The sequence below is a fragment of the Chloroflexota bacterium genome (assembly GCA_016887485.1).
GTDB lineage: Bacteria > Chloroflexota > Anaerolineae > Anaerolineales > Anaerolineaceae > Brevifilum.
Genome location: CP069394.1, coordinates 1,120,778 through 1,140,461 on the forward strand (window position 1 = coordinate 1,120,778; position 19,684 = coordinate 1,140,461).

Consider the following 19,684-nt stretch of genomic DNA (forward strand, 5'->3'; position numbering starts at 1 on the left):
CAGAATAATCTGGTCTCCTCTCATTGTTTGTAAGTTATTTGTTACGGGAGTACGATCTCAAGCAGGTGGGTCTCAGGGTCATAGATAAATGTGACATCCCCATCGGCCGCAACGGTGAACATATAGTTGTCACCACCAGCGACGCCGTCAACACCGTAGTTGGTATCCCAGCCACCATCCAGGGCAACTTTAACTTCGTAGTCGCCAGCAGGAATGGTGAATGTGCCGGTGTAAAGACCATCATCGCCCATTGTCAGAGCGGTAGTCGCACAAGCAGGATTCCATTCACACTCGGGGTCAACCTGGACTTGCCATGAACCTGGGATATTGACCATACCGGTCGTATCCGCAGCGATGGCAGCCACGATGGCTTCCTGAGCAAATGTATAGGCTTCTTCGGGGGTCTTTTCGCCATTCAAAACGAAGGTCAAAGCATTGCCCCAGTCACCCCACACCTTACCCATTTCAGGGATAGCGGGCATGGGTTGGGCGCCTACACCAGCTTCAGCAATCAAAGCCAGGTCGGCATCGGTCATCTGGGAGAGAGCAGGAACATAAGCAGGAACACGGGGGTCGGATTCCACGAATTTCAGCATGGTTTCTTCGGTTGCAACATATTCGGTCAGGAAGGCTTCGGCCAGGAGGATGTTCTCACTGAAGGCATTGATCATGAAGCCCTGAACGCCCAGGAAGGGAACGCCGCCATCGGGGAATTTTGCAATGCTGAAGGGTGTGCCAGCTTCACGCAGGTTATTCAGCTCCCACGGTCCGTTCATGAAGAAGGGAATTTGCCCATTCAGGAACAGTGATTTGGAAGTGGTGTTGTCTGTATTTGATGAGAGGATCCCGTCATCTGCCCATTGTTTGGCCATATTGCCGAAAGCAATCATGCCTTCGCCGCCAACGCCAACATCCTGTGGGTTGTAGTCGCCATTTGCATCCAGGCCAAAGATGTAACCACCCTGCGATGTCATCCAGGGATAAGCATCGTAGGAGGTGCCGGCCAGGGCGATACCGTATTCGACAAGACCTTCATCAATCAACTGCTGGCTCATGTCATAAACTTCCTGCCAGGTTGTGGGAACGGTCTCAACGAGATCGGTGTTATAGAAGAAGCCAAGGTTCTCTGTGGCATAGGGCATACCGTAGAGTTGTCCTTCATAGGTAAAAGCTTTGAGGGCTTCAGGAGTGAAATCCCCAACCTTGTCACCCAGGTCAACGGGTGCAGCCAAACCGCTGGCCACGATGGCAGCAGCCTGGTCATGCGCCACAACGATGATGTCGGGACCTTCACCGGCGGGAGCCGCAACCAGGAATTGGTCACGAATACCGGAGATGTTCTCGACGACCAGTTCCACGTTGTATTCAGCCAGGAAATCAGCGGCCAAATCGTTCAGAACTGGAGCACGTTGTTCGTCAGCCCAAATCCTCAAGGTTGCAACAGGTTCCACAACCTCTTCGGTGGGTTCTTCGGTCGCAACAACCTCTTCAGTCGCAGGGGGTTCAGTTTCCTCAACGACCTCAGTGGGTGTGGTACCTTGGCAGGCTGTCAGTCCCATAACAAGGATGAGAGCCAACGCAAAGGTTGTATACAATAGTTTCTTCATTCTTTTTTCTCCTTTTGATATAGATAGAACCATTGATAAAATCAAAAACCTTCCGAGTTTTTAATAATACCTAGACCGATCGAGAAACCCCTTCTATAAATTTTCGAAAATTGAATGGTAATTTGTCAACTCGTGTTGACTGTGAGCATGTTCAAGATTATAAATAGTCCGTCAATCAAAGTCAAGCAGCTAAATGGTAAACCTCAATGGGCGTCCTTATTAGAGATTAAACTACCAATAAGACGATTTGTCAACTTTATCAAAGTTAGGCCGATTGTGGCGGCACTCACTACCCAATCAAATTTTTACGCTGCCGAAAAACATCAAATAATCCAACGACCGCTTACAAATAGAATTATGACCCAAGTATCAAAAATTGTCACGCAAAAGGATGTCGCCACTCTGGCAGGTGTGTCGCGCAGCGTGGTCTCATATGTGCTCAATGGTGGCCCGCGCAGTGTGGCTCCCGAGACAAGAAGGCGCGTTCTGGAAGCCATCGAGGCGTTGGGTTATCACCCCAATAAATATGCCCAGCGGCTCAAGTTGGGATCGTGCTCCGCCAAGCGCTGTATGGGCATCATCGTCAGCGGCCGCAGCTTTGGTTTTTTGGAACATGCCAGTTACAATTCAATCCTCTCTGGGTTGTTTGAAGAAGCTCATAAAGTTCACCAGGAAATCCGTCTCTTCAGTTGTTTTGAGTCACTAACCGACCCCGTCTTTTTCAACAAAAACATTCACCCCGATGAAGTATCCTCACTGGTCCTGATCCTTCCCCAAATCATTACCTCTATGCCTGACCATCAAAAGCTCCTCAGTCAAATTGCAGAACGGATAAAAAATGTGGTCTGCCTGGGTGAACCCATCAAGGGCTGGCCTTCTGTAAATTATGATCATGCGCTGGCTGCTCAACAAGCAGTGGAGCACCTGATCCATCTGGGCCATCAACGCATCGCCTATCTGGGCGTTAGTGACGGCCGTCTGACCGGTTACAAACAGACGCTGAAAAAGCATGGGCTGGCCTATGAAGAAAACCTGGTTGAGCTCCCCGCCCTCACCACTATGTCCGTTTCTTCTTACCAACTCACCGAAAAACTTCTACAGGTCAATCCCCGCCCGACAGCGCTCTTTATCGCCTGCGATGAGATTGCGATCAGCGCAATGGCAGCCATTCACGACCACAGCCTTTCCATTCCACGGGATATTTCTTTCTCTTCCATCGGCAATACTAAACTGGCCGGTATCATCCGCCCCAGTCTGACCACGGTCAATGTCCCCTATCGAGAGATTGCTTCTCAGGCCATGCAGCTCCTGTTGACCTTACAAGATGGTCGCAAAAATGAAGCCGAATCCATTTATGTGCCCACGGAGTTGGTGATCCGCGAATCCTGCGGCGCGAAACAATAGCTCCTTATTTGATTAAAAAGACACGAACAGTCATTGCGACTGCTCGTCTATATTTCAACCCAATTATCAGAGTGTTATCAAATCACCTTTGACCACAAAATCCCCTGGTAAACCTCAGCAGGATTCAGAGAATCATACAACGTATTCACCACCTGATTTTCCACGTCAGAGGCGATATATGCCAGGTGCAACCCTAAAGCCTGCATTTGTTTGAAACTGTGCAACACAATAGCCCGTGCTAGGCCCAACCGGCGGAAATCAGGATGCGTCCCCAAGGGATCGATCTCACCAGCGCCCGTCTCTGGATATGGCCAGACCAAAGCGGCCGCAGCTGACTGCCCCTCCGGCGATATCACCAATAGATCAAGGTTGGGGAAATAATGGGGGGATGAGCTCTTGCCCCGATACCAGGCTTCATCCAATTGCGCCTCCCAGATGGCATTTTCCAGCGCCACCCGCGCCTGCGGGTTCCTCTCATCCGCCACAGAGCTGAAACGAAACCCTTCCGGCAGGTAAGGTTCTGGATAAGCCTCATTGAGGTCATAAATTCGCACCTCCTCAATCACCCGCACCGGTTCATAACCGTTCTGCAACAGCACAACCTGCCGCCGGGTATCCCAATCATACGCCATCACCGAGGTGGTTCTGTCCGGCGATGCCCAATGTTCCACAACCCAAGCCAGAATTTCCCCCAGCAGCGCCGGATCGTTCGAACGCGTCTGAGGATGGACCAATTTAATCCCTTTAATCACAAAACCTGCCAGGCGATCATCCGGATCCCGCCAGAGTCGCACCCGATCAATGAAATACTCCCTGGGCTCCAGGAAGCGGGATGCCATATTCCAGTTTTCAATCAATGCCAACCGCCAATTGCGCGGGCGGTGATCCTGCAGGTAAGTCTCATTCAGCAGGTCACAGATCTCTTGAAATTCTTTCTGGCTATGCGAGTAGGTTTGGAAAGTGTACGTCATAATACTGCCTTAATCTGAGCTAATAGAGATCGGCCCCCAGGATGGCCAGAGTTCATCAGAAGGGAATGTAAAAAAATGAAAGGCTGGATCGTTACTGTGAAAAGCCTTCACGTATATTTCAAAGTCACCATCCATATTGGTCTGATAGGCAATCCATTGCCCGTCCGATGAAAAGGTCGGATTCTCGTTATAGCCGGAGCCCCAGGTTTCCTGTCTGAGATTAGTCCCGTCGCTGCTCACGGAAAAGACATTGGTCTCTCCTGAGCCTGGGACCATCTGTACAAACGCAATCCATTCCCCATCCGGTGACCAGGTTGGGAAGATCTGCCAGGTCTGGTCAACTTCCAAGATCGCCTGGTTGCTCCCATCCGCATCCATTGTGAATATATCCCAATCGCCATTACGGTCGGAACTGAAGGCAATCTGGCTGCCATCCGGTGAATATTCACCGAATTGGTCGTTATGCGCCCCGGTGGTCAGCCGCACCAAATCCGTCCCATCGGCTGCCATCGAGTACATTTCATAAAACCTATCCCCATCGTAATCAGCATCGAATAGGATCCGGGATTCATCCGGCGACCATGATGGGTGGTCTTCACCGGCTTCCGTAGCAGTTAATTGCGTGAGGCCAGTACCGTCACAATTGACCACATAGATGTCATATTTAAAATCGGGGAACTGAGGGTCAGGATCATTCCGGGCGGAAAGAAAAACCACCCGTGTGCCACTCGGGGACAGATCAGGGCTATCGTCAAAGGCCGCGTCATCGGTCAACTGGGTCAAACCGGTGCCATCCGCCTGAATAATATAGATGTCAGGATTCCCAGCCATATCAGAATAAAAGGCAATCGTCCCCTCAAATTGAGGGCGGCTACCCACAGTGGCAGTTGGCTGCATTTCAGTCACTTCGAGGGTTGCGGTCAGTGTTGGCGAAGGGGTTGGCTCCTCACTGGTGACCTGGCTCGCTTCATCTAAAGCAGATTGGCAAGCTGAAAATATCAACAGGCAGGCCAGCGCCAAACCCAGACGTGAAAGGAAGTTAATGCTTTTCATAGGCTCCCTAACGTTTCACCCCAAGAGACTGTTAACGTCAAGCTATCTGTCAGGTCAGGTTTTGTTGATGGAAATCTGACAGCTCATCCAGCAGCGCCTGTTTTCTGTCCTCATCCACAAAAGCGGCTTCGATGGCATTCCTGCTGATCTGGTAAAGGTCTTTCTTGGAGAGGTCCAGCCCGGCCTGCGTGGCCAGGAAGTTCTCGTTCATATACCCGCCGAAATAGGCCGGGTCATCGGAATTGACCGTCACCCGCACACCCAGATCCAGCAGCTGCTTGATATTATGCTGCCCCATCTCATCAAACACACACAGTTTGATATTAGAAAGCGGACAGACTGTCAGCGGAATTTTATGTACCACCAGGTAATCGATCAGCTTGGGGTCCTCGATTGAGCGAACGCCGTGGTCAATGCGTTTCACATCCAGCAGGTTGATCGCTTCCCAGACATATTCCGCAGGACCTTCTTCGCCTGCGTGTGCCACAGTCAGGTAGCCTTGTTCTTTAGCCTTCTCAAACACTTCGGTGAAGAGTTCCGGCGGTCGGCCCTTCTCAGATGAGTCCAGCCCCACCCCCAAAATCCGATCTCGATAGGGATAAGCATCTTCAAGAGTTTTCATGGCTGCTTCCGGGCTGAGATGGCGCAGAAAACAAAGGATCAATTCTGAGGTGATCCCCAATTGTTGCTCAGCATCTTCCATCGCGTGGGTAAGGCCGCCAATCACAGTCTTAAAAGGAATACCGCGGTCGGTGTGAGTCTGCGGGTCAAAGAAAATTTCCGCATGACGCACGTTTTGTTCGCTGGCCTTTTTCATGTAAGCCCACATCAGGTCATAAAAATCCTGCTCATGGACCAAAACCTGCGCGCCCTGGTAATAAATATCCAGGAAGGATTGCAGGTTCGTGAAGTGATAGGCTTCGCGCACTTCCTGTACGGACTTAAAGGGCAGTTCGATTTGGTTGCGCTGCGCCAAAGCAACCATCAACTCCGGCTCCAGCGTCCCTTCGATATGAAGGTGAAGTTCCACCTTGGGCATTTGTTGGATAAATTGTTGTAGCGTCATAGTTCCCTTTGGATAGAGGTTAAGGTGAGTAGGTCAATTAAAATCAAAAGAAACGGTACTTACACTATAGGGTGCTGAGGTGAGCGGAAAGGTCAGACAATTCCTGTTCCCTATTTCCCCCTATTGTATATTATTTTTTCGATGTTTTCAAAAATACCTAATATTATCTATGCTCCTGGATTTTTATTCCTACTATAATTAAGAGACAAATTAGTAAGAAGAAAAAGGAGAATTAAATATCATGGAAACAGAACGAGTAGAGTATCACAACGGACATTGTCGTAAAACTTATCATCACAGCAACGGCGGAAATGCCGTCTATGGCTTGGGCATGATTGGCGCAGCCATCTTTTATATCGGCCAGGCCACGACCTTCTGGATGGGCGTCCTCGGCTTTCTCAAAGCCATTGTCTGGCCCGTATTCCTTGTGCTGGAAGCCCTAAAAGCCCTGGCCTAACCTGATTAACTAACAACATCATCACAGAATCTCAACGTTGAAGGTAACAAAATGCCTCGACCCAATCTCCCTGGTCGAGGCATTATTTATTTTAAACAATTTGACGATTAAGCTTCGTTTTTACGGCCCTTGACGAAATCCTCCAGCATGGAAGTAAATTCCATCGGGAAAATGTACTTGGTGGAAGGATTAGCGCCCATGTCCTTCAAAGTATCGAAATACTTCAGGGTCATGGTTTTGGAATCCACAGCCTGCGCCACCTTATAGATGCTATCCAGAGCCTGAGCATAGCCTTCAGCTTTTAGGATTTGGGCCTGCTTATGGCCTTCAGCTTCCAGGATCGCGGCCTGTTTCTGCCCGTCAGCCACGTTGACCGCAGCTTCACGGTGACCTAAGGATTCTGTTACAGCTGCTCTGCGGACGCGTTCTGCAGCGAGCTGGCGGTTCATCGATTCCTGCACCTCTCGGGGTGGGATAATCTCACGGATTTCAACATTCGTCACCTTGACGCCCCAGCGCTCCGTCACCTCGTCCAGACGGGTACGCAAGGCGTTGTTGATCTGCTCCCGTTCCGAAAGGACGCTGTCGAGCATAATGCTGCCGATCACTGAACGCAGGGTTGTTGTGGCGATACCCTGAGCAGCCAACTCAAAATTGCCGACCTGCAAAACGGTCTTGATGGGTTCAATAACTTTATAGAACCACAGGAAGTCAATTGAGATTGGTGCGTTGTCTTTTGTAATGGAGGTCTGGACAGGGATCTCACGCACTTGCTCACGCAGGTCCACATTGACTGCCTTATCCACCACCGGGATAAGCATCACAAAACCAGGGCCGCGTTCACCAATGCTGCGACCCAGTCGAAACACGATCAACCGCTGATATTCAGGGATGACGTGGATGGAACTCGCTAAAAGAAAAATGACTATGATCACCAAAATGGCGATCAAAATCGGGACAAGTGAAAAATTACTGAACATAGAACCTCCAAACAGAATTATGAATCTTGAATATCTTTGTTGTTTTCTGCAAGTTCAACTTTCAGAACCAATCCGTTTCGTTGTAGTATCCTAACCGAACTCCCCGCGGGGATGAGCGTGTCACTCACCGCAGTCCAACCTTCCCCATCCACGCGCACACTGCCCTCTTTCAAGATGTCAGTGTTTGCTGTGCCGATCTTGCCAACCATGCGGTCCAGGTCAGAGTAGGGTTGCTGGTGAAATGTAGCGGAGATATTATGACCGATGACCCAGATGAACGCAGCAATGCCGACCGCGCCGAACCCTGCCAACAAGGGATTGACACCCAAAAAGAGGAAGACCATCCCAACGATCAGCAGAGCGATCGGTCCGGCAATAAAGTACCACTTCTTGGTTTTCCGGAACGCGATAATCACGGTCACAATGCCGGCCAGCAGCACAAAGAGTGCCCAGAGATTAACCGGCAGATTTGAGACGGCATAACCCACGCCGATCAGGAATATCAGGGCAAGCACCTCCAAAACGCCGGAGCCGGGTGCCAATAAGGCAAAGATCGTGATTAATAATGCGAAACCCAGAACGATAAACGCAATATCAGGATTTAATAGCAGCGTCAATTCAGATCCCTTTCTTAGATATCATCAATAACTTGCTTTCTATATGAGTGAAACCGGCCTTTCTTGTCCACCCTGAAATTAAATTTAGTACTTTCATTATTGCACCTCTAGTGCATCTGAAAGTAATTATACCTAACAATAACCTTTTGACCCATGAATCCCCCGGATTCTTGTACCCAATATCGAAATCGCCCCACGCTAAACGACGAGTTATTCATCCCCGCCCAAGGCAGTAAGCCAGAATTAGCCCGTCCCAAACGAAATATAATCTTGCTATTTTCTAGTGTGGTTTATGGAACCTCAATGACCTGGTCTTGAACTTCTAAATTGTCCAATACAGGGCCCTTACAGCAATACATAAGCACTAAAGATTGTGAATCAAATGACCTGTCATCGAAATGTCCAAGTAGAAATTCGCCGTCCAGATAAACCTTTATCAAACCATTTTCACTTTTCGTAATATCAAAATGGTGCCAGCCATCAATTTTCTCCCCTAAATCCACAAAAGAACGAAAGATCCCATCATCATCTTTTTGCGTGGTGACCCATATCTGAGTGTTATCGAACTGTTTTACTTCTAAATTCTGAAAATTAATTATCCCTTCTGTGAAACGAAACTCATGGGTGCTTCCTTTATCATTTGCACTTATATATAGATCAAAACTCCAGGTTCCAAACAAAGTTGGGCTAGGGTGAGACAGATCACCTCTTTGCGAAGATGTTAATATACCGTTTTCAATAAAGAACCCACCATCTGCACTCCACGTATCCCACCCATCAAAATTTTCATCCTCGAAGTTTTCTGACCAGGAAGTAGGCCAATCCGAAGTAGGTAAGATCTCTTCGGTTAGGGTCACCTGCAGGGCTTCGGTTACGGTCACCTGCGGGACTTCTGTTGTCTGACTCTGGCGTGGACTGGGCGTAGTTGGCTGAACTACCGTTTGACAACTGGCAAGTAAGGATACTTGTAGAATTAAACCAACGATCACCAAACACATTCGTTTGCGGTTCACTTTTCCTCCTCAACTCGAGATAGTTTTTATTTAGATGTCTCTGCTATGGGGGTTCATTACATTCTTATTATAAATATGGAAAATTATTTAGGCAAATCAGGTCAACTATTCACTCTACAAGAAAGACCAGACATCTAAACTAATGCCTGGTCTATAAGTTCCTAGATATTGAGGTTTTTTAGGCTTATAAGAGTAAAAAGGATTCCACTCTCACTTCCACTGCAGGGATTCCACCAGGCGATCCATAACAAAGACGTTCTCACAATATTCTTTGTAAGACCCATTGAAGCCAAAGGTGAAAACAAATTCAGCGTTCTGATTGGTAACGGGATTTGGGAAGACAATCGAATACTTCCGAGTCCAGTAACCAAACATGCGATAGGTAATGGCAAACTGGCTCAACCCTTCATGGAAAATGAGGTGCAGCCCGTGGACTTTCGCTTTCAAACGGCTGGTATGCTTCTCAGCATGCTGCCGCAACAAATTGAACATTTGCCGATCGTCAATGGCCTGCCCCAGGCGATTGCCCTGACGAGCATATTCCTGACCGCACACCAAATTGACATGTAAGCTGTATTTTTCTTTCCGGGGAAGGTACTCCATAGCCAACAGGTCTGTTGTTCCCATCATCTCTTTACCTGGCTCCGTGACCCGCCAATCAGTGATATCCAAAATGACGTCCCGCAGCATACAGGCTGAAACGTGCGTGCGATGATCGGTTTCGACAACCTCAGGAATCAGAGATTTGACCGCCCAACCGGTTTGATATTGAATAAACGACAATATATCACGGAGGTCGCTGCCCACAAAAGCCGGGCAATTATCCAGCGCCTGATATTTTTGATGGGGCAAATCTTCCTTGGGGATCATGATCTCTAAAATATTATCGGAAGGAAGCTTATCGAGAAGTTGTTCCATCTCTATCCGGCAATATGGGGAGCCAATATAGCGATTGTTCGTCAGACAGATAGCCCAGTCCGAATGAGCAATACCGAAATCAATCGCATCCTGAAATTGATCGAAGTTTTGCAGCAATACACGATATTCATTGAACCAAACCTGCAGGCCCGAAGCAACCAGCTGGTTGGCGATGCGCCTTGCAAGATGAACATCTTCACTCTTATAGCTGATAAAGACATCCCAGCGGTTCTGATCGTCACGGGGCGTATCATCTGCCACCCGCCTCGTACGCTTGGAAGCGGACGATTTCTTCAGTTTGTGCTGGATGGGCACCCGGGCGCAGAGGATCATATCCCATACACCGATAAAACCGGCTGCGCCGGCAGCGACAGTCCAGAAGACATCCTGCTGGATGAATGCGAACTTCTTAAAGCTTGCCATGGTCAAATTGGGAAAAGTTGTCCAACCCAACTTGCCTGCAGCGGCGTTATAGATCAGTGAAACCATCCAGGCCAGTAAGGTTGAAATGGCGATGAATCGCGGGATCAACTTCACAATGGAGATGGTTTTATTGATTGCCGGAAAATCCGCATAATATGTTGGATCTATTGTTGGGTCAAAGCGCAGGTCATACTTAAAAATGAGAATTAATACAACTGAAACAAGCACACAGGCAAGTAAGAAGATCAACCACCCCGGAATCGCCATAAGAAAATCCCTCCCAAAATCACTCAATGCAGTTCTTGTATTGTGTAAGTTTATCAGAAATGGCAATGTTCTGAAGTTTCTAATAAACTTCTCCTTAATTGTAGGCCACTAATAACCTACAGACAGCCTATTCTTCCTCATACCATCCCCAGGCCAGACCTTCTATAGAGGGGATAAAATCTTCGGAAAATCGGGCGCATATTCTTCCATCCCCTTGAGGTGATAGCTAAAGAAGGCGATAGCCAAATGGGTCATTTGGTCACTGGGTGTTGGAGCAAAGATCATCATATGATCCCGCCCAACAAATGAGCTGTCGGCTGCCACTTCCCTTCAATAAACGTTGCTTCCTTGTCACCCGGCCAGCGTGGCATGGAAACACAAATGAATTTCAAGTCTTCATCTGAAACATTCCGGTATTGAAAGGCCGTGCCAACAGGAATATCAATGGATGTTCCGGGTAGCAGGTCAGTAATGCAACTTTCTACGCCATCATCTCTCCAAATCTCACCGCGCCCCTCTAACACATACCAAAATTCACTAACCGTTGCATGGACCGTTGCTCGATTGATTTGACGAGGTGGAACCGTACTATGAATCATGTTGCCTGTTTTCCCATCCATCAAGTAACGAATATCTGCCCCAGCAGGCGATTTAGCGTCTGGATACTTGGGAAGCAATGTCGATTTCATACGAATCTCCTTCAATTGCTAATATTACGAATTCATCAAGAACGACTAACTGGATTTAATTATATCGATGCCGCTTGTGGTGATCAATAAGCCCCATACAAGTCGGGATTTTTCCAATATCAAATCAGGAAATTAGGCGAATAATGGGTCAACTTCTGGCATTAAAGGACCGATTCTCACTTTAAATGACTTGCCTTCAATTTTATGAATGGATTTGTAAAAAGAGGGACACCGATAATTATCTGAATTTCATCAGCTCATCCAGAAACAAACTACTCAGAACACATCCACCTTCGGCCGGTACTGCAGCGCCTCAGCCAAATGCACCTGGCTGATCGTCTCCGCTCCTGCCAAGTCGACAATCGTCCGGGATAGCTTCAACACCCGGTGATAGGCTCGCGCGGTCAGCTGCAACTGGCGTCTATTAGCGTTGTTGGCGAGTACTGTCAATTCGCTTATTTATTTCACTGTCTTTCCTTGACCGATTTAAATCTTGGCCTCTCAAACTTTGGTGGCGTTTTGTTCTGCCGTGTAACTTCGCCTTCTTACCACGCCTGACCTCCAATTTCTCCAAAAACCATCACAATATTTGGATCAGTTATTGGGGGTCAGGTCATGAGAAGTGCCCCGTGCTAAATAATGTAAAAATGAATATTAGGTAATGGTTAATCTGTAGTTGAAAGTCGGAATTGGACCTTAAGTCTTCTAAGTTAGTTTTGGGGTTTCAGTAGTACCAAACGGTTGCTGGTGCTGTAAAAGGCATCATACAGGCTCGTCACTACTTCGAACAACTGTGGGTTATTTTCAATGACCTGCCATTCGGCATTTGTTATGAGGATGTAATCATAGACTTCTTCAATGATATCCGTGGAGACGTCATGGGGTGCATATACAAAGGAGAAGTTCTCCCAGGTTGCGCTTGCGTCAAAGTAAACGTTGAAGAGCGCAATCAGTTCATTAATATCCTTGCCAATACGAATTGATCCGGTTTCAAAGACAGAATTGATCGCGTACAAGCGCATATCGGAGGAAAAGTTTATTTCGTCCTCAAATTCTGATAGAGGTGAAACCGCCTGGGAAAATTTCCGTTCATTCATGCGTGTGATAAACATGGAACGCAGATTGGTTTTTATTGGAGTGAGCAGAAGAGAAAGAACAATTACCAGGTTGATAATATTGCGGGTCATTTTATCCGGCAAGAGAAAGAGCGATGCGAACAACAGGGTCAGTAAGATTGGGTAATAATAAAGGGTCACAACGGATTGCAAATTCCAATCTAGGATGGGCGCTGCAAAACGCAATAAAAATCTGACTCCGACCAAGGCTGCCACGCCGAGAGAGCCATAAAGTAGAATTGTTTTCCGATTTTTTCCAGATTCTGACCACCTCAGGTTGATAAATTGTGCCCCTAAAACGCTTAGGACTGGGAGGATGGGCAGACCAAAGCGTGGAGCATAGCCAAAATGGATATTGATTGTCAGAATTAAAAAGGCGATAAAGGCCAAGGGTACACTCCATACCATCTTTCGAGTTATGGGTGATTTCCGGTTGATCATCACACCGCTGATAATGAATAATACAAAGGGGATTAATGTATGTTCAAACCAGTAACCTTGGTACCAATCATAATTATAAGCATCCCAGACTGAATCGGCAGCGTGGGCGACATAGGTGCCAAAAAAATCCCGCCAGTCGGTCGGTCTCAATCCGAATAACGGATCGTTTAAGACGATACCATTGAGAATCACAAATAAGATTACCGCTGCAAAAACACCGGTTAATACCCAAATTATATTTTTAAGTAGAAATTTTAAGTTGAATTCTTCATTTTCTGTCCAGCCAAACCCAATCAAAAGAACAACAGACGGTAAGGTGGTTTCTTTGGTTTTAAAGGAGAGGAATAACAGCAAGCCGAATAAGGCTATCATCCACGGACTTCGATGGTTTTTGTTGACAGAAATGATGTAAACGGCGATCATGGCTGAGATCATGGTCATGGCGGTGATATCAACGACGATCACACCAGAAAAATCAGCAACCACTGGTATGGCAAAGAACAACCCCACTGCCAGAAAGCCATTGATAAAACTGCTGTTCTTGAGAACTTTCCTGGCAGAAATATAAATCAAGAAAATGTTCATACCAATTAAGAAACCCCAAAAATAATGATAGCCTTCCAGGGGATGTGGGGCAATTTCGAGGAACAGCTTCTGCAGAAAGACATGAAAATACCGATTAAGGATCCAGGTCGTCCTGATGTTATTGAGCCCAACGTTCATATAGAGAGTGATGTCTGAAGAATTAGGGCCGCCGCGAGCAAACATAGCGAAGAGCCAGGCAATCACAATCGAAGCAAAAACCGCGAGTATGACTTCCAAGGTCCAGCTGATATGGAATTTTTTCAAAAAATTTGAGATTAACTCATTGGTTTTTGCTTTTGGGATTTCCATGTTTTCGGGTGATTGTTGATCTGACACTAGGATTCCTTTTGTTATGATTTTGAATTGATTAACTGCAATCGCATTGCAGATAATTGGTTTGCGATCAAGCCAATCACAAAAAACAATAAGCCAGTGAAAATAGCTAATGTCGAACCTACGCTTAATCCTCTACCCATAATAATAATGGGGAGCCCCCAACTAATACCCAAAAGAATAAAGATAAAAGATAGAGGCAAGAAAAACCTTAAAGGTTTGAACATCATAGCAATATTGAGGATATTAACAACGGTGTCAAAAGCGGTATGGACGCTAATAGTGCTTTTTCCCGCAATTCTTTTATTGATTGAAATCGGATGCTCCAAAACAAGATGACGTTGATTAATGAAAATGAGGGTTATGATATCGCTAAAAGCCATAGAATCTGGGCATAACTCGATATACTTCTGCACAAGATCTGTTCTATATAGTTTGAAACCGGAATTTAAGTCCTTGATAGGAAGGGGCATAAGAAAACGAGCAAAACAATGGATGAGCCATTTTCCAATTGATCGAAAAGAGCTGGATAAAAATTCAGGAGGGCGAGAACCCACAACTAGATCAGCCTGTTTATTTATTGCTAGTTGTAACAGGGGTACGACATCTTCCGGATTGTGTTGCCCATCAGCGTCCATTGTAACTATGTACTCGGTTGTAGCTTTTGATATACCCGTTTTCAACGCACCCCCATAACCATGATTAATACCATGATGGAAAATAACTACATCAGGGTTCGGTTCATATTCTTCAAGTATCGATTTTGTTCCATCTGTTGATCCATCGTTGATCAATACTAAAGTCCACTTCATATCCCGGCAATATGCAATTAGGGGAGGCAAAAACTGCCGTAAAGCCTCTTCCTCGTTATAGATTGGAACGACAACTGAAAGTAAATTGTTTTTCATATACCTTCTCCAAATTCCCACATGAGATTATAACATCAAATACGTTTCTAATATTAAACAAAAAAATGCTTCTGTAAAACCGAATAGAAGATAGATAAAAAGCGCAGATTACAATATTTGATCACAGGAAGAGCAGATTACCTCCGATTTAACACCAATGCTTGGAGTAGAACTTAAGAAATCAAATTTACGACTCCATTTAGTGTAGTATGGGCATTCGTTGGATAATTTCCTGTAGAGATTTACTAAAAGGTTAAGGTCTTCCTCCTAACCACACGCCGTTTGCTGAACCAAAAGGTCAAACATTGGCACTTTATCACGCACAATTACCTGCAAGGTAGTAAAATCTTCTTCCATAAGGTTGATTCCCCAAATAGGGCCCTGCCCCTGTCTGTCGGTTTCTGTTTGGCGCTGCCGGTAATCAAGCAATACATTAGCACCCTGCTCAGGGGCGAGAGACCTCACATCGACTAACAGTTTCAGTTTACCGATCTGTACGTCTATTTGAGGATGCGAGAGCAAATTTCGGGGGCACTCTGACTTATATCCCCACGAGGAAGCAAAGTAAGTATCGGAGTCTGCGTCATTGCTCACTACTCTCACCACCGATTGGTGTGCAGTGCCGGATTTACGACCTATAAGATTTTGAAAGATTATGTGTTCATCCAATACCCCCCAGACCCAGACGACATGTGATGATTAGTAGCTTTGCGATACAACCGAGTAGCTCACTTGGTGGTCTTTTAATCAAGAGTGATCCAGTCATTCTACACCTCCTGCGTAAATCTCATTTCGTCGATAGTATTTTTTAAGGTTCTCAGTTCTTGCCGATCTTTGTTTTTCCTGAAACGAAATGGAGTGGTGCAAAACCGAACAAGGGGCTTGATCTTGATTTCGCTGGTGTCCTCATTGGGAAGCCTCCTGTAAGGACCAGCGACTGATCATCTTCTGTCTAATCACATCAATTCTAACTTTGGCCGGTACTGCAGCGCCTCAGCCAAATGCACCTGGCTGATCGTCTCCGCTCCTGCCAGGTCGGCAATCGTCCGGGCTAGCTTCAACACCCGGTGATAGGCTCGCGCGGTCAGCTGCAGCTGGCGCATCGCCGTTTTCATCAACGTTTGGCATTCTTCATCCAGGGCGCAATACTGTCTGATCTGCGCTGGGCGCATGTCCGCGTTACTGGCGATATCCGTCCCCTCAAAACGGGTTCGCTGCCTTTCTCGGGCTGCTTCCACCCTGGCACGAACTTCTGCTGAACTTTCGCCAGGCTTGAGTTCCCGCAGCTTTTGATATTCCACTCTTGGCACCTGAATATGGATATCGATCCGGTCCATTAAAGGGCCTGAGATCCGCTTCTGATAGCGGGTCACGGCGGTGGAGGAACAGGTACAGGGACGAGTCGGATCGCCATAATAACCACAGGGGCAGGGATTCATCGCTGCGGCCAGTTGGAAATTAGCTGGAAAGGTCAGCGACCCTTGCGCACGGCTGATCGTCACGACCTTGTCCTCCAGCGGCTGCCGTAACACCTCCAGCACCTTCGAACTGAACTCGGGCAGCTCATCCAGAAACAGCACCCCGCGGTGTGCCAGGCTGATCTCGCCGGGATGCGGCCAATTGCCCCCGCCCACCAGTCCGGCATGGCTGATGGTGTGATGCGGCGCCCGGAAAGGCCGGGCCCGCACCAGGGGTACATCCGATGGCAGCAGATCCGCCACACTGTAGATTCGGGTCACGTCCAGCGCTTCGTCAATCGTCATCGCCGGCAGAATGGAAGGCAGGGCCCGGGCCATCAGGGTTTTTCCTGCGCCAGGTGGACCAATCATCAGCAGGTTATGGCCCCCAGCGGCGGCAACTTCCAGAGCGCGCTTGACGTGCTCCTGCCCCTTGATCTCACTGAAATCCGTTTCGACGAGGATATTCTCGGGGTGATGGTCAGGTGGTTCAGCCGGTGTCAGCAGCGCCATGCCGCTCAGATGGTCATAGAGGGCATTTAAGGTTGGTGCAGGGATGACCGTGATATCCGGGATGAGGGCAGCCTCAGCAGCATCCACTTCCGGCACGATCACCGTCTTATACCCTTCCTGACGGGCCAGTGCGGCCATTGGCAGAACACCCTTCACATGCCGCACGCCGCCATCCAAGGACAGCTCACCAATGATCAGGGCATCTTCCACAGACTCGGGGTCCAGCTGGTTAGTAGCAATCAGCACCCCCACGGCAATCGGCAAGTCATAAGCAGGGCCTTCCTTGCGCACTGAGGCTGGTGCGAGATTTACAGTTAATTTCTTACGGGGATAGTAAAAGCCAGCATTCTTCACCGCCGATTGGACCCGTTCGCGGCTTTCCTGTACGGCCGCATCGGGTAAACCAACAATGACCATCTTCGGCAGCCCGCCCCCGGTATCCACTTCCACTTCAACGATGACGCCATCCAGGCCGATGACCGCACAAGAATTTACTCTGGCCAACATAGATTTCACCCCTTTTCAGTGAAAGAGCAATCGTGTTAGTAAAGAAATTCTAGCATAGAAAACCCGAAAATCAGGTAGAACTTACTTTATTATTCCCTTCAAACAAGGTAAATCTACTTATAAATAATGCCTACGCGAAATAAATGAAGTCCAATTTAGTATTAAATCTTAACTTCTTCACAATAGAAATAATACAACCTATTACTGCTAACCCTATTCGATGAATTTACTAGTAATTGAGGAACATATGAATAAGAAACAGAAAACCAACTGGTGGATTGATTTACTCCTGTTCATCAGTTTTCTAACCACCTTTTTCCTACAGTTCACCGGGCTGATCGTCCATCAATGGATCGGGATTGTCAGCATCGCCATTACAGCCTTCCACCCCTTGCTTCATAAGGACTGGGTGAAAACAATCTTCAATCGGTTCTTCCAAAAACGCTTTGGGAAAGCCCGTCAAAATTTTGTCATCGACCTGACGATCCTAGTCGGTTTTGCCGTGATCGGGTTGACAGGTGTGGTGATGTCCACTTGGCTGAACCTGCCCTTGCCTGCTTATGATATTTGGCAGCAAGTGCATATCACAGGCTCCGTGGCCACTTTGGTGCTGATCATAATCAAGATTGGTCTGCACATGCACTGGATTGAGCAAACCACCCGAAAGATACTGGCGGGCGTTTTTACTTTTCCAGCGAAGAAGCTGGCTCCACAGCCCATCGAGGCTGACGGAATCGTTGAACAACGACGATATACCTGACCTGGCAACTGAATCCACTCAGGCAGCCACAAGCACCGAAACCGCTACCCCGCAAGCAACCGCTACCACTGAAGCGACCGCCGAATCGACTGCAACCGTAGAATCGGTGGCTCAAACCCCCACGGTTACGGCCACACCCATTCTACCCACCGCCACAGCCGTGACGGAAAGCAACTGCACGGTACAGTGTGCCCGCGGATGCTCCTACCCCAGTCACTGCCGGCGCTATACCGATGCCAATGGCAACGGGCTCTGCGATTTGGGAGAATGTCTCTAAGACAAAGTTGCTCTATGAATCCAGTGTTTAGTACCATAATAAATCAATCCTGCCTTAGCCGAAATTCAAAGAGCAGGATTGATTTTGTTTTCTTTGCGTCCTCAAAACTATGGCACGATCGGATCATATCCAAGCTCACGCAACAATTGGGCAATGACCGTCGCACCTAATTCATTCGGATGGATATTATCTTCTTGTGTAAAGCCCTTCTCAACAGGATCTTCATTGTGGTCAATCCCATTCCAGGCATCAAACGCATTTGCAATAGGTACTCCCATTTCATCAGCAGCCTGATGAACTGCCTCATTATAGGTCTCCCAACAAACAGTACATGTATTACGAATTTCCGAATCACAAGAACGGACTAACCCCGGATTTATGGCATCTATTGCTCTGATAATCGTTGGCTTCCCCTCACGGATAGTGAATATAATTTCGTAAATCTCCTTAAGATCGGCAATATATTGTGAAAAGGTATCCATATCACAATTATTTACATAACACTTCCCTCCCCCAGGCTGCCCACATAACCAATCACCCGGGTTTTCCGGATTCACTGAGGATTCGGGGTTACCATAAATGACAATGACTTCAGCCTCTGCGATTGTGTCACGCAGCTTATCCAGCGAAGCGTTATGGGTATCCTGAGTTTTCAAGCCTTGAAGGATTTTGCCGGCTGATAGGTTCGAAACCCAACTATCAATCACATTTACTTCCACGCCATTGTCCTCTGCAATAAATTGGCCATAGATTTCTGCAACACCCCACCCACTCGAATCAGATATCCAGAGCAGATCCCATGTTTCTTCTTGGATATTGACTGACTCCTCGTTTGCTTGAACTTCTTCCGTATTTATTTCTCCGCTATCTGGAGAGTATACATTGCCTTTATTGCACCCAGAACCTGACAATAATAGAAATACTAGCAGCCCCCTGATTATGGCTGTGCTCGCGGAGCTATTCATATCTTTCCTCCATATCAATTATTGCACTGTAGGAAATGTTCTGTTGTTTAATTCCGATTAATTATTTCCTGGGATTTTTGTGATCCATCATGCGGGGTATATTGGGTTTCGGCAATGTTAACGCCAGTAATTAGCAATCAATAGAATATATTCTTATAATATTTTATATCAAATAAACAAATTTGTCACATTTTATTCATTAATCAAAGCTACCCTGTCAAATGATGATTGGGCTGATCCTTAAAACATGAAGATTTTTGATATCAGGTCAGATATTATTAAAAAGTGCTATAGCCTTTGTAATGCATCTGGTCTACAAACTATTTTACAAAATAAAACCATTGAAGAAAGATGGAAA

19 protein-coding genes are annotated in these 19,684 nt (G+C 47.1%); 4 read left to right on the top strand and 15 right to left on the bottom strand.

What is annotated here, in order from left to right; genetic code table 11:
• Positions 1 to 41: 41 nt before the first annotated feature.
• Positions 42 to 1,607, bottom strand: coding sequence for an extracellular solute-binding protein (locus JR338_05105; protein ID QRN84121.1), 1,566 nt, complete (start codon positions 1,605 to 1,607; stop codon positions 42 to 44).
• Positions 1,608 to 1,964: 357 nt separating this feature from the next.
• On the opposite strand from JR338_05105, the gene JR338_05110 reads away from it, so the two are divergent.
• A complete protein-coding gene (locus tag JR338_05110; protein ID QRN84122.1) occupies positions 1,965 to 3,011 on the top strand; it encodes a LacI family DNA-binding transcriptional regulator in 1,047 nt (348 codons plus the stop codon).
• A gap of 77 nt (positions 3,012 to 3,088) precedes the next feature.
• Here the strand turns inward: JR338_05110 and JR338_05115 are convergent, their stop codons facing one another.
• Genes JR338_05115 through JR338_05125 form a run of 3 tightly spaced genes read right to left on the bottom strand, consistent with a single transcriptional unit; the run spans position 3,089 to position 6,101 of the window.
• The gene (locus tag JR338_05115) at positions 3,089 to 3,982 is read right to left on the bottom strand and encodes a GNAT family N-acetyltransferase (GenBank protein ID QRN84123.1); all 894 of its coding nucleotides are present in this window, start codon (positions 3,980 to 3,982) and stop codon (positions 3,089 to 3,091) included.
• Between the two features lie 9 nt (positions 3,983 to 3,991).
• Positions 3,992 to 5,035 (bottom strand): PD40 domain-containing protein, encoded by a 1,044-nt coding sequence (locus tag JR338_05120; GenBank protein QRN84124.1) that lies wholly within the window; start codon positions 5,033 to 5,035, stop codon positions 3,992 to 3,994.
• 49 nt (positions 5,036 to 5,084) lie between these two features.
• Positions 5,085 to 6,101, bottom strand: a complete 1,017-nt coding sequence (locus tag JR338_05125) for an adenosine deaminase (GenBank protein QRN84125.1) — start codon at positions 6,099 to 6,101, stop codon at positions 5,085 to 5,087.
• 241 nt (positions 6,102 to 6,342) lie between these two features.
• Here JR338_05125 and JR338_05130 point away from each other — a divergent pair, with 241 nt between their 5' ends.
• Complete coding sequence (locus tag JR338_05130; GenBank protein ID QRN84440.1) at positions 6,343 to 6,558, top strand: hypothetical protein; 216 nt, start codon at positions 6,343 to 6,345, stop codon at positions 6,556 to 6,558.
• 107 nt (positions 6,559 to 6,665) lie between these two features.
• Here JR338_05130 and JR338_05135 read toward each other — a convergent pair whose 3' ends face one another.
• From JR338_05135 to JR338_05180, 10 genes are all read right to left on the bottom strand, one after another.
• Positions 6,666 to 7,538: an SPFH/Band 7/PHB domain protein gene (locus JR338_05135; protein QRN84126.1), complete on the bottom strand. Its 873-nt coding sequence runs from the start codon at positions 7,536 to 7,538 to the stop codon at positions 6,666 to 6,668.
• Positions 7,539 to 7,555: 17 nt separating this feature from the next.
• Positions 7,556 to 8,155: a hypothetical protein gene (locus JR338_05140; GenBank protein QRN84127.1), complete on the bottom strand. Its 600-nt coding sequence runs from the start codon at positions 8,153 to 8,155 to the stop codon at positions 7,556 to 7,558.
• A 290-nt stretch (positions 8,156 to 8,445) separates the two neighbouring features.
• The gene (locus JR338_05145) at positions 8,446 to 9,168 is read right to left on the bottom strand and encodes a hypothetical protein (protein QRN84128.1); all 723 of its coding nucleotides are present in this window, start codon (positions 9,166 to 9,168) and stop codon (positions 8,446 to 8,448) included.
• Positions 9,169 to 9,378: 210 nt separating this feature from the next.
• Positions 9,379 to 10,776, bottom strand: coding sequence for a TIR domain-containing protein (locus JR338_05150; protein ID QRN84129.1), 1,398 nt, complete (start codon positions 10,774 to 10,776; stop codon positions 9,379 to 9,381).
• Between the two features lie 284 nt (positions 10,777 to 11,060).
• Positions 11,061 to 11,465, bottom strand: coding sequence for a cupin domain-containing protein (locus JR338_05155; GenBank protein QRN84130.1), 405 nt, complete (start codon positions 11,463 to 11,465; stop codon positions 11,061 to 11,063).
• Positions 11,466 to 11,741: 276 nt separating this feature from the next.
• Positions 11,742 to 11,924: a hypothetical protein gene (locus JR338_05160; GenBank protein ID QRN84365.1), complete on the bottom strand. Its 183-nt coding sequence runs from the start codon at positions 11,922 to 11,924 to the stop codon at positions 11,742 to 11,744.
• A 251-nt stretch (positions 11,925 to 12,175) separates the two neighbouring features.
• Positions 12,176 to 13,942: a hypothetical protein gene (locus JR338_05165; protein QRN84131.1), complete on the bottom strand. Its 1,767-nt coding sequence runs from the start codon at positions 13,940 to 13,942 to the stop codon at positions 12,176 to 12,178.
• A gap of 14 nt (positions 13,943 to 13,956) precedes the next feature.
• Positions 13,957 to 14,847 carry a glycosyltransferase family 2 protein gene (locus tag JR338_05170; GenBank protein QRN84132.1) on the bottom strand — a complete coding sequence of 297 codons (891 nt, stop codon included), beginning with the start codon at positions 14,845 to 14,847 and terminating at the stop codon, positions 13,957 to 13,959.
• Between the two features lie 267 nt (positions 14,848 to 15,114).
• A complete protein-coding gene (locus tag JR338_05175) occupies positions 15,115 to 15,516 on the bottom strand; it encodes a hypothetical protein (GenBank protein ID QRN84133.1) in 402 nt (133 codons plus the stop codon).
• A gap of 287 nt (positions 15,517 to 15,803) precedes the next feature.
• A complete protein-coding gene (locus tag JR338_05180) occupies positions 15,804 to 17,324 on the bottom strand; it encodes a YifB family Mg chelatase-like AAA ATPase (GenBank protein ID QRN84134.1) in 1,521 nt (506 codons plus the stop codon).
• 247 nt (positions 17,325 to 17,571) lie between these two features.
• Between JR338_05180 and JR338_05185 the strand changes: the two genes are divergently transcribed.
• Entirely contained in the window at positions 17,572 to 18,084 is a 513-nt protein-coding gene (locus JR338_05185) for a DUF4405 domain-containing protein (protein QRN84135.1), read from the top strand.
• The gene (locus JR338_05190) at positions 18,062 to 18,361 is read left to right on the top strand and encodes a hypothetical protein (GenBank protein QRN84136.1); all 300 of its coding nucleotides are present in this window, start codon (positions 18,062 to 18,064) and stop codon (positions 18,359 to 18,361) included. Before JR338_05185 ends, JR338_05190 begins: the two co-directional genes overlap by 23 nt.
• 107 nt (positions 18,362 to 18,468) lie before the next feature.
• Here the strand turns inward: JR338_05190 and JR338_05195 are convergent, their stop codons facing one another.
• Complete coding sequence (locus JR338_05195; protein QRN84137.1) at positions 18,469 to 19,326, bottom strand: hypothetical protein; 858 nt, start codon at positions 19,324 to 19,326, stop codon at positions 18,469 to 18,471.
• Between the last annotated feature and the right edge of the window lie 358 nt (positions 19,327 to 19,684).

Coding starts and splice junctions, on each gene's coding strand:
- JR338_05195 (QRN84137.1), bottom strand. CDS start 19,326: ATGAATAGCTCCGCGAGCACAGCCATAATCAGGGGGCTGCTAGTATTT.
- JR338_05105 (QRN84121.1), bottom strand. CDS start 1,607: ATGAAGAAACTATTGTATACAACCTTTGCGTTGGCTCTCATCCTTGTT.
- JR338_05155 (QRN84130.1), bottom strand. CDS start 11,465: ATGAAATCGACATTGCTTCCCAAGTATCCAGACGCTAAATCGCCTGCT.
- JR338_05150 (QRN84129.1), bottom strand. CDS start 10,776: ATGGCGATTCCGGGGTGGTTGATCTTCTTACTTGCCTGTGTGCTTGTT.
- JR338_05170 (QRN84132.1), bottom strand. CDS start 14,847: ATGAAAAACAATTTACTTTCAGTTGTCGTTCCAATCTATAACGAGGAA.
- JR338_05115 (QRN84123.1), bottom strand. CDS start 3,982: ATGACGTACACTTTCCAAACCTACTCGCATAGCCAGAAAGAATTTCAA.
- JR338_05185 (QRN84135.1), top strand. CDS start 17,572: ATGAATAAGAAACAGAAAACCAACTGGTGGATTGATTTACTCCTGTTC.
- JR338_05110 (QRN84122.1), top strand. CDS start 1,965: ATGACCCAAGTATCAAAAATTGTCACGCAAAAGGATGTCGCCACTCTG.
- JR338_05130 (QRN84440.1), top strand. CDS start 6,343: ATGGAAACAGAACGAGTAGAGTATCACAACGGACATTGTCGTAAAACT.
- JR338_05120 (QRN84124.1), bottom strand. CDS start 5,035: ATGAAAAGCATTAACTTCCTTTCACGTCTGGGTTTGGCGCTGGCCTGC.
- JR338_05125 (QRN84125.1), bottom strand. CDS start 6,101: ATGACGCTACAACAATTTATCCAACAAATGCCCAAGGTGGAACTTCAC.
- JR338_05180 (QRN84134.1), bottom strand. CDS start 17,324: ATGTTGGCCAGAGTAAATTCTTGTGCGGTCATCGGCCTGGATGGCGTC.
- JR338_05135 (QRN84126.1), bottom strand. CDS start 7,538: ATGTTCAGTAATTTTTCACTTGTCCCGATTTTGATCGCCATTTTGGTG.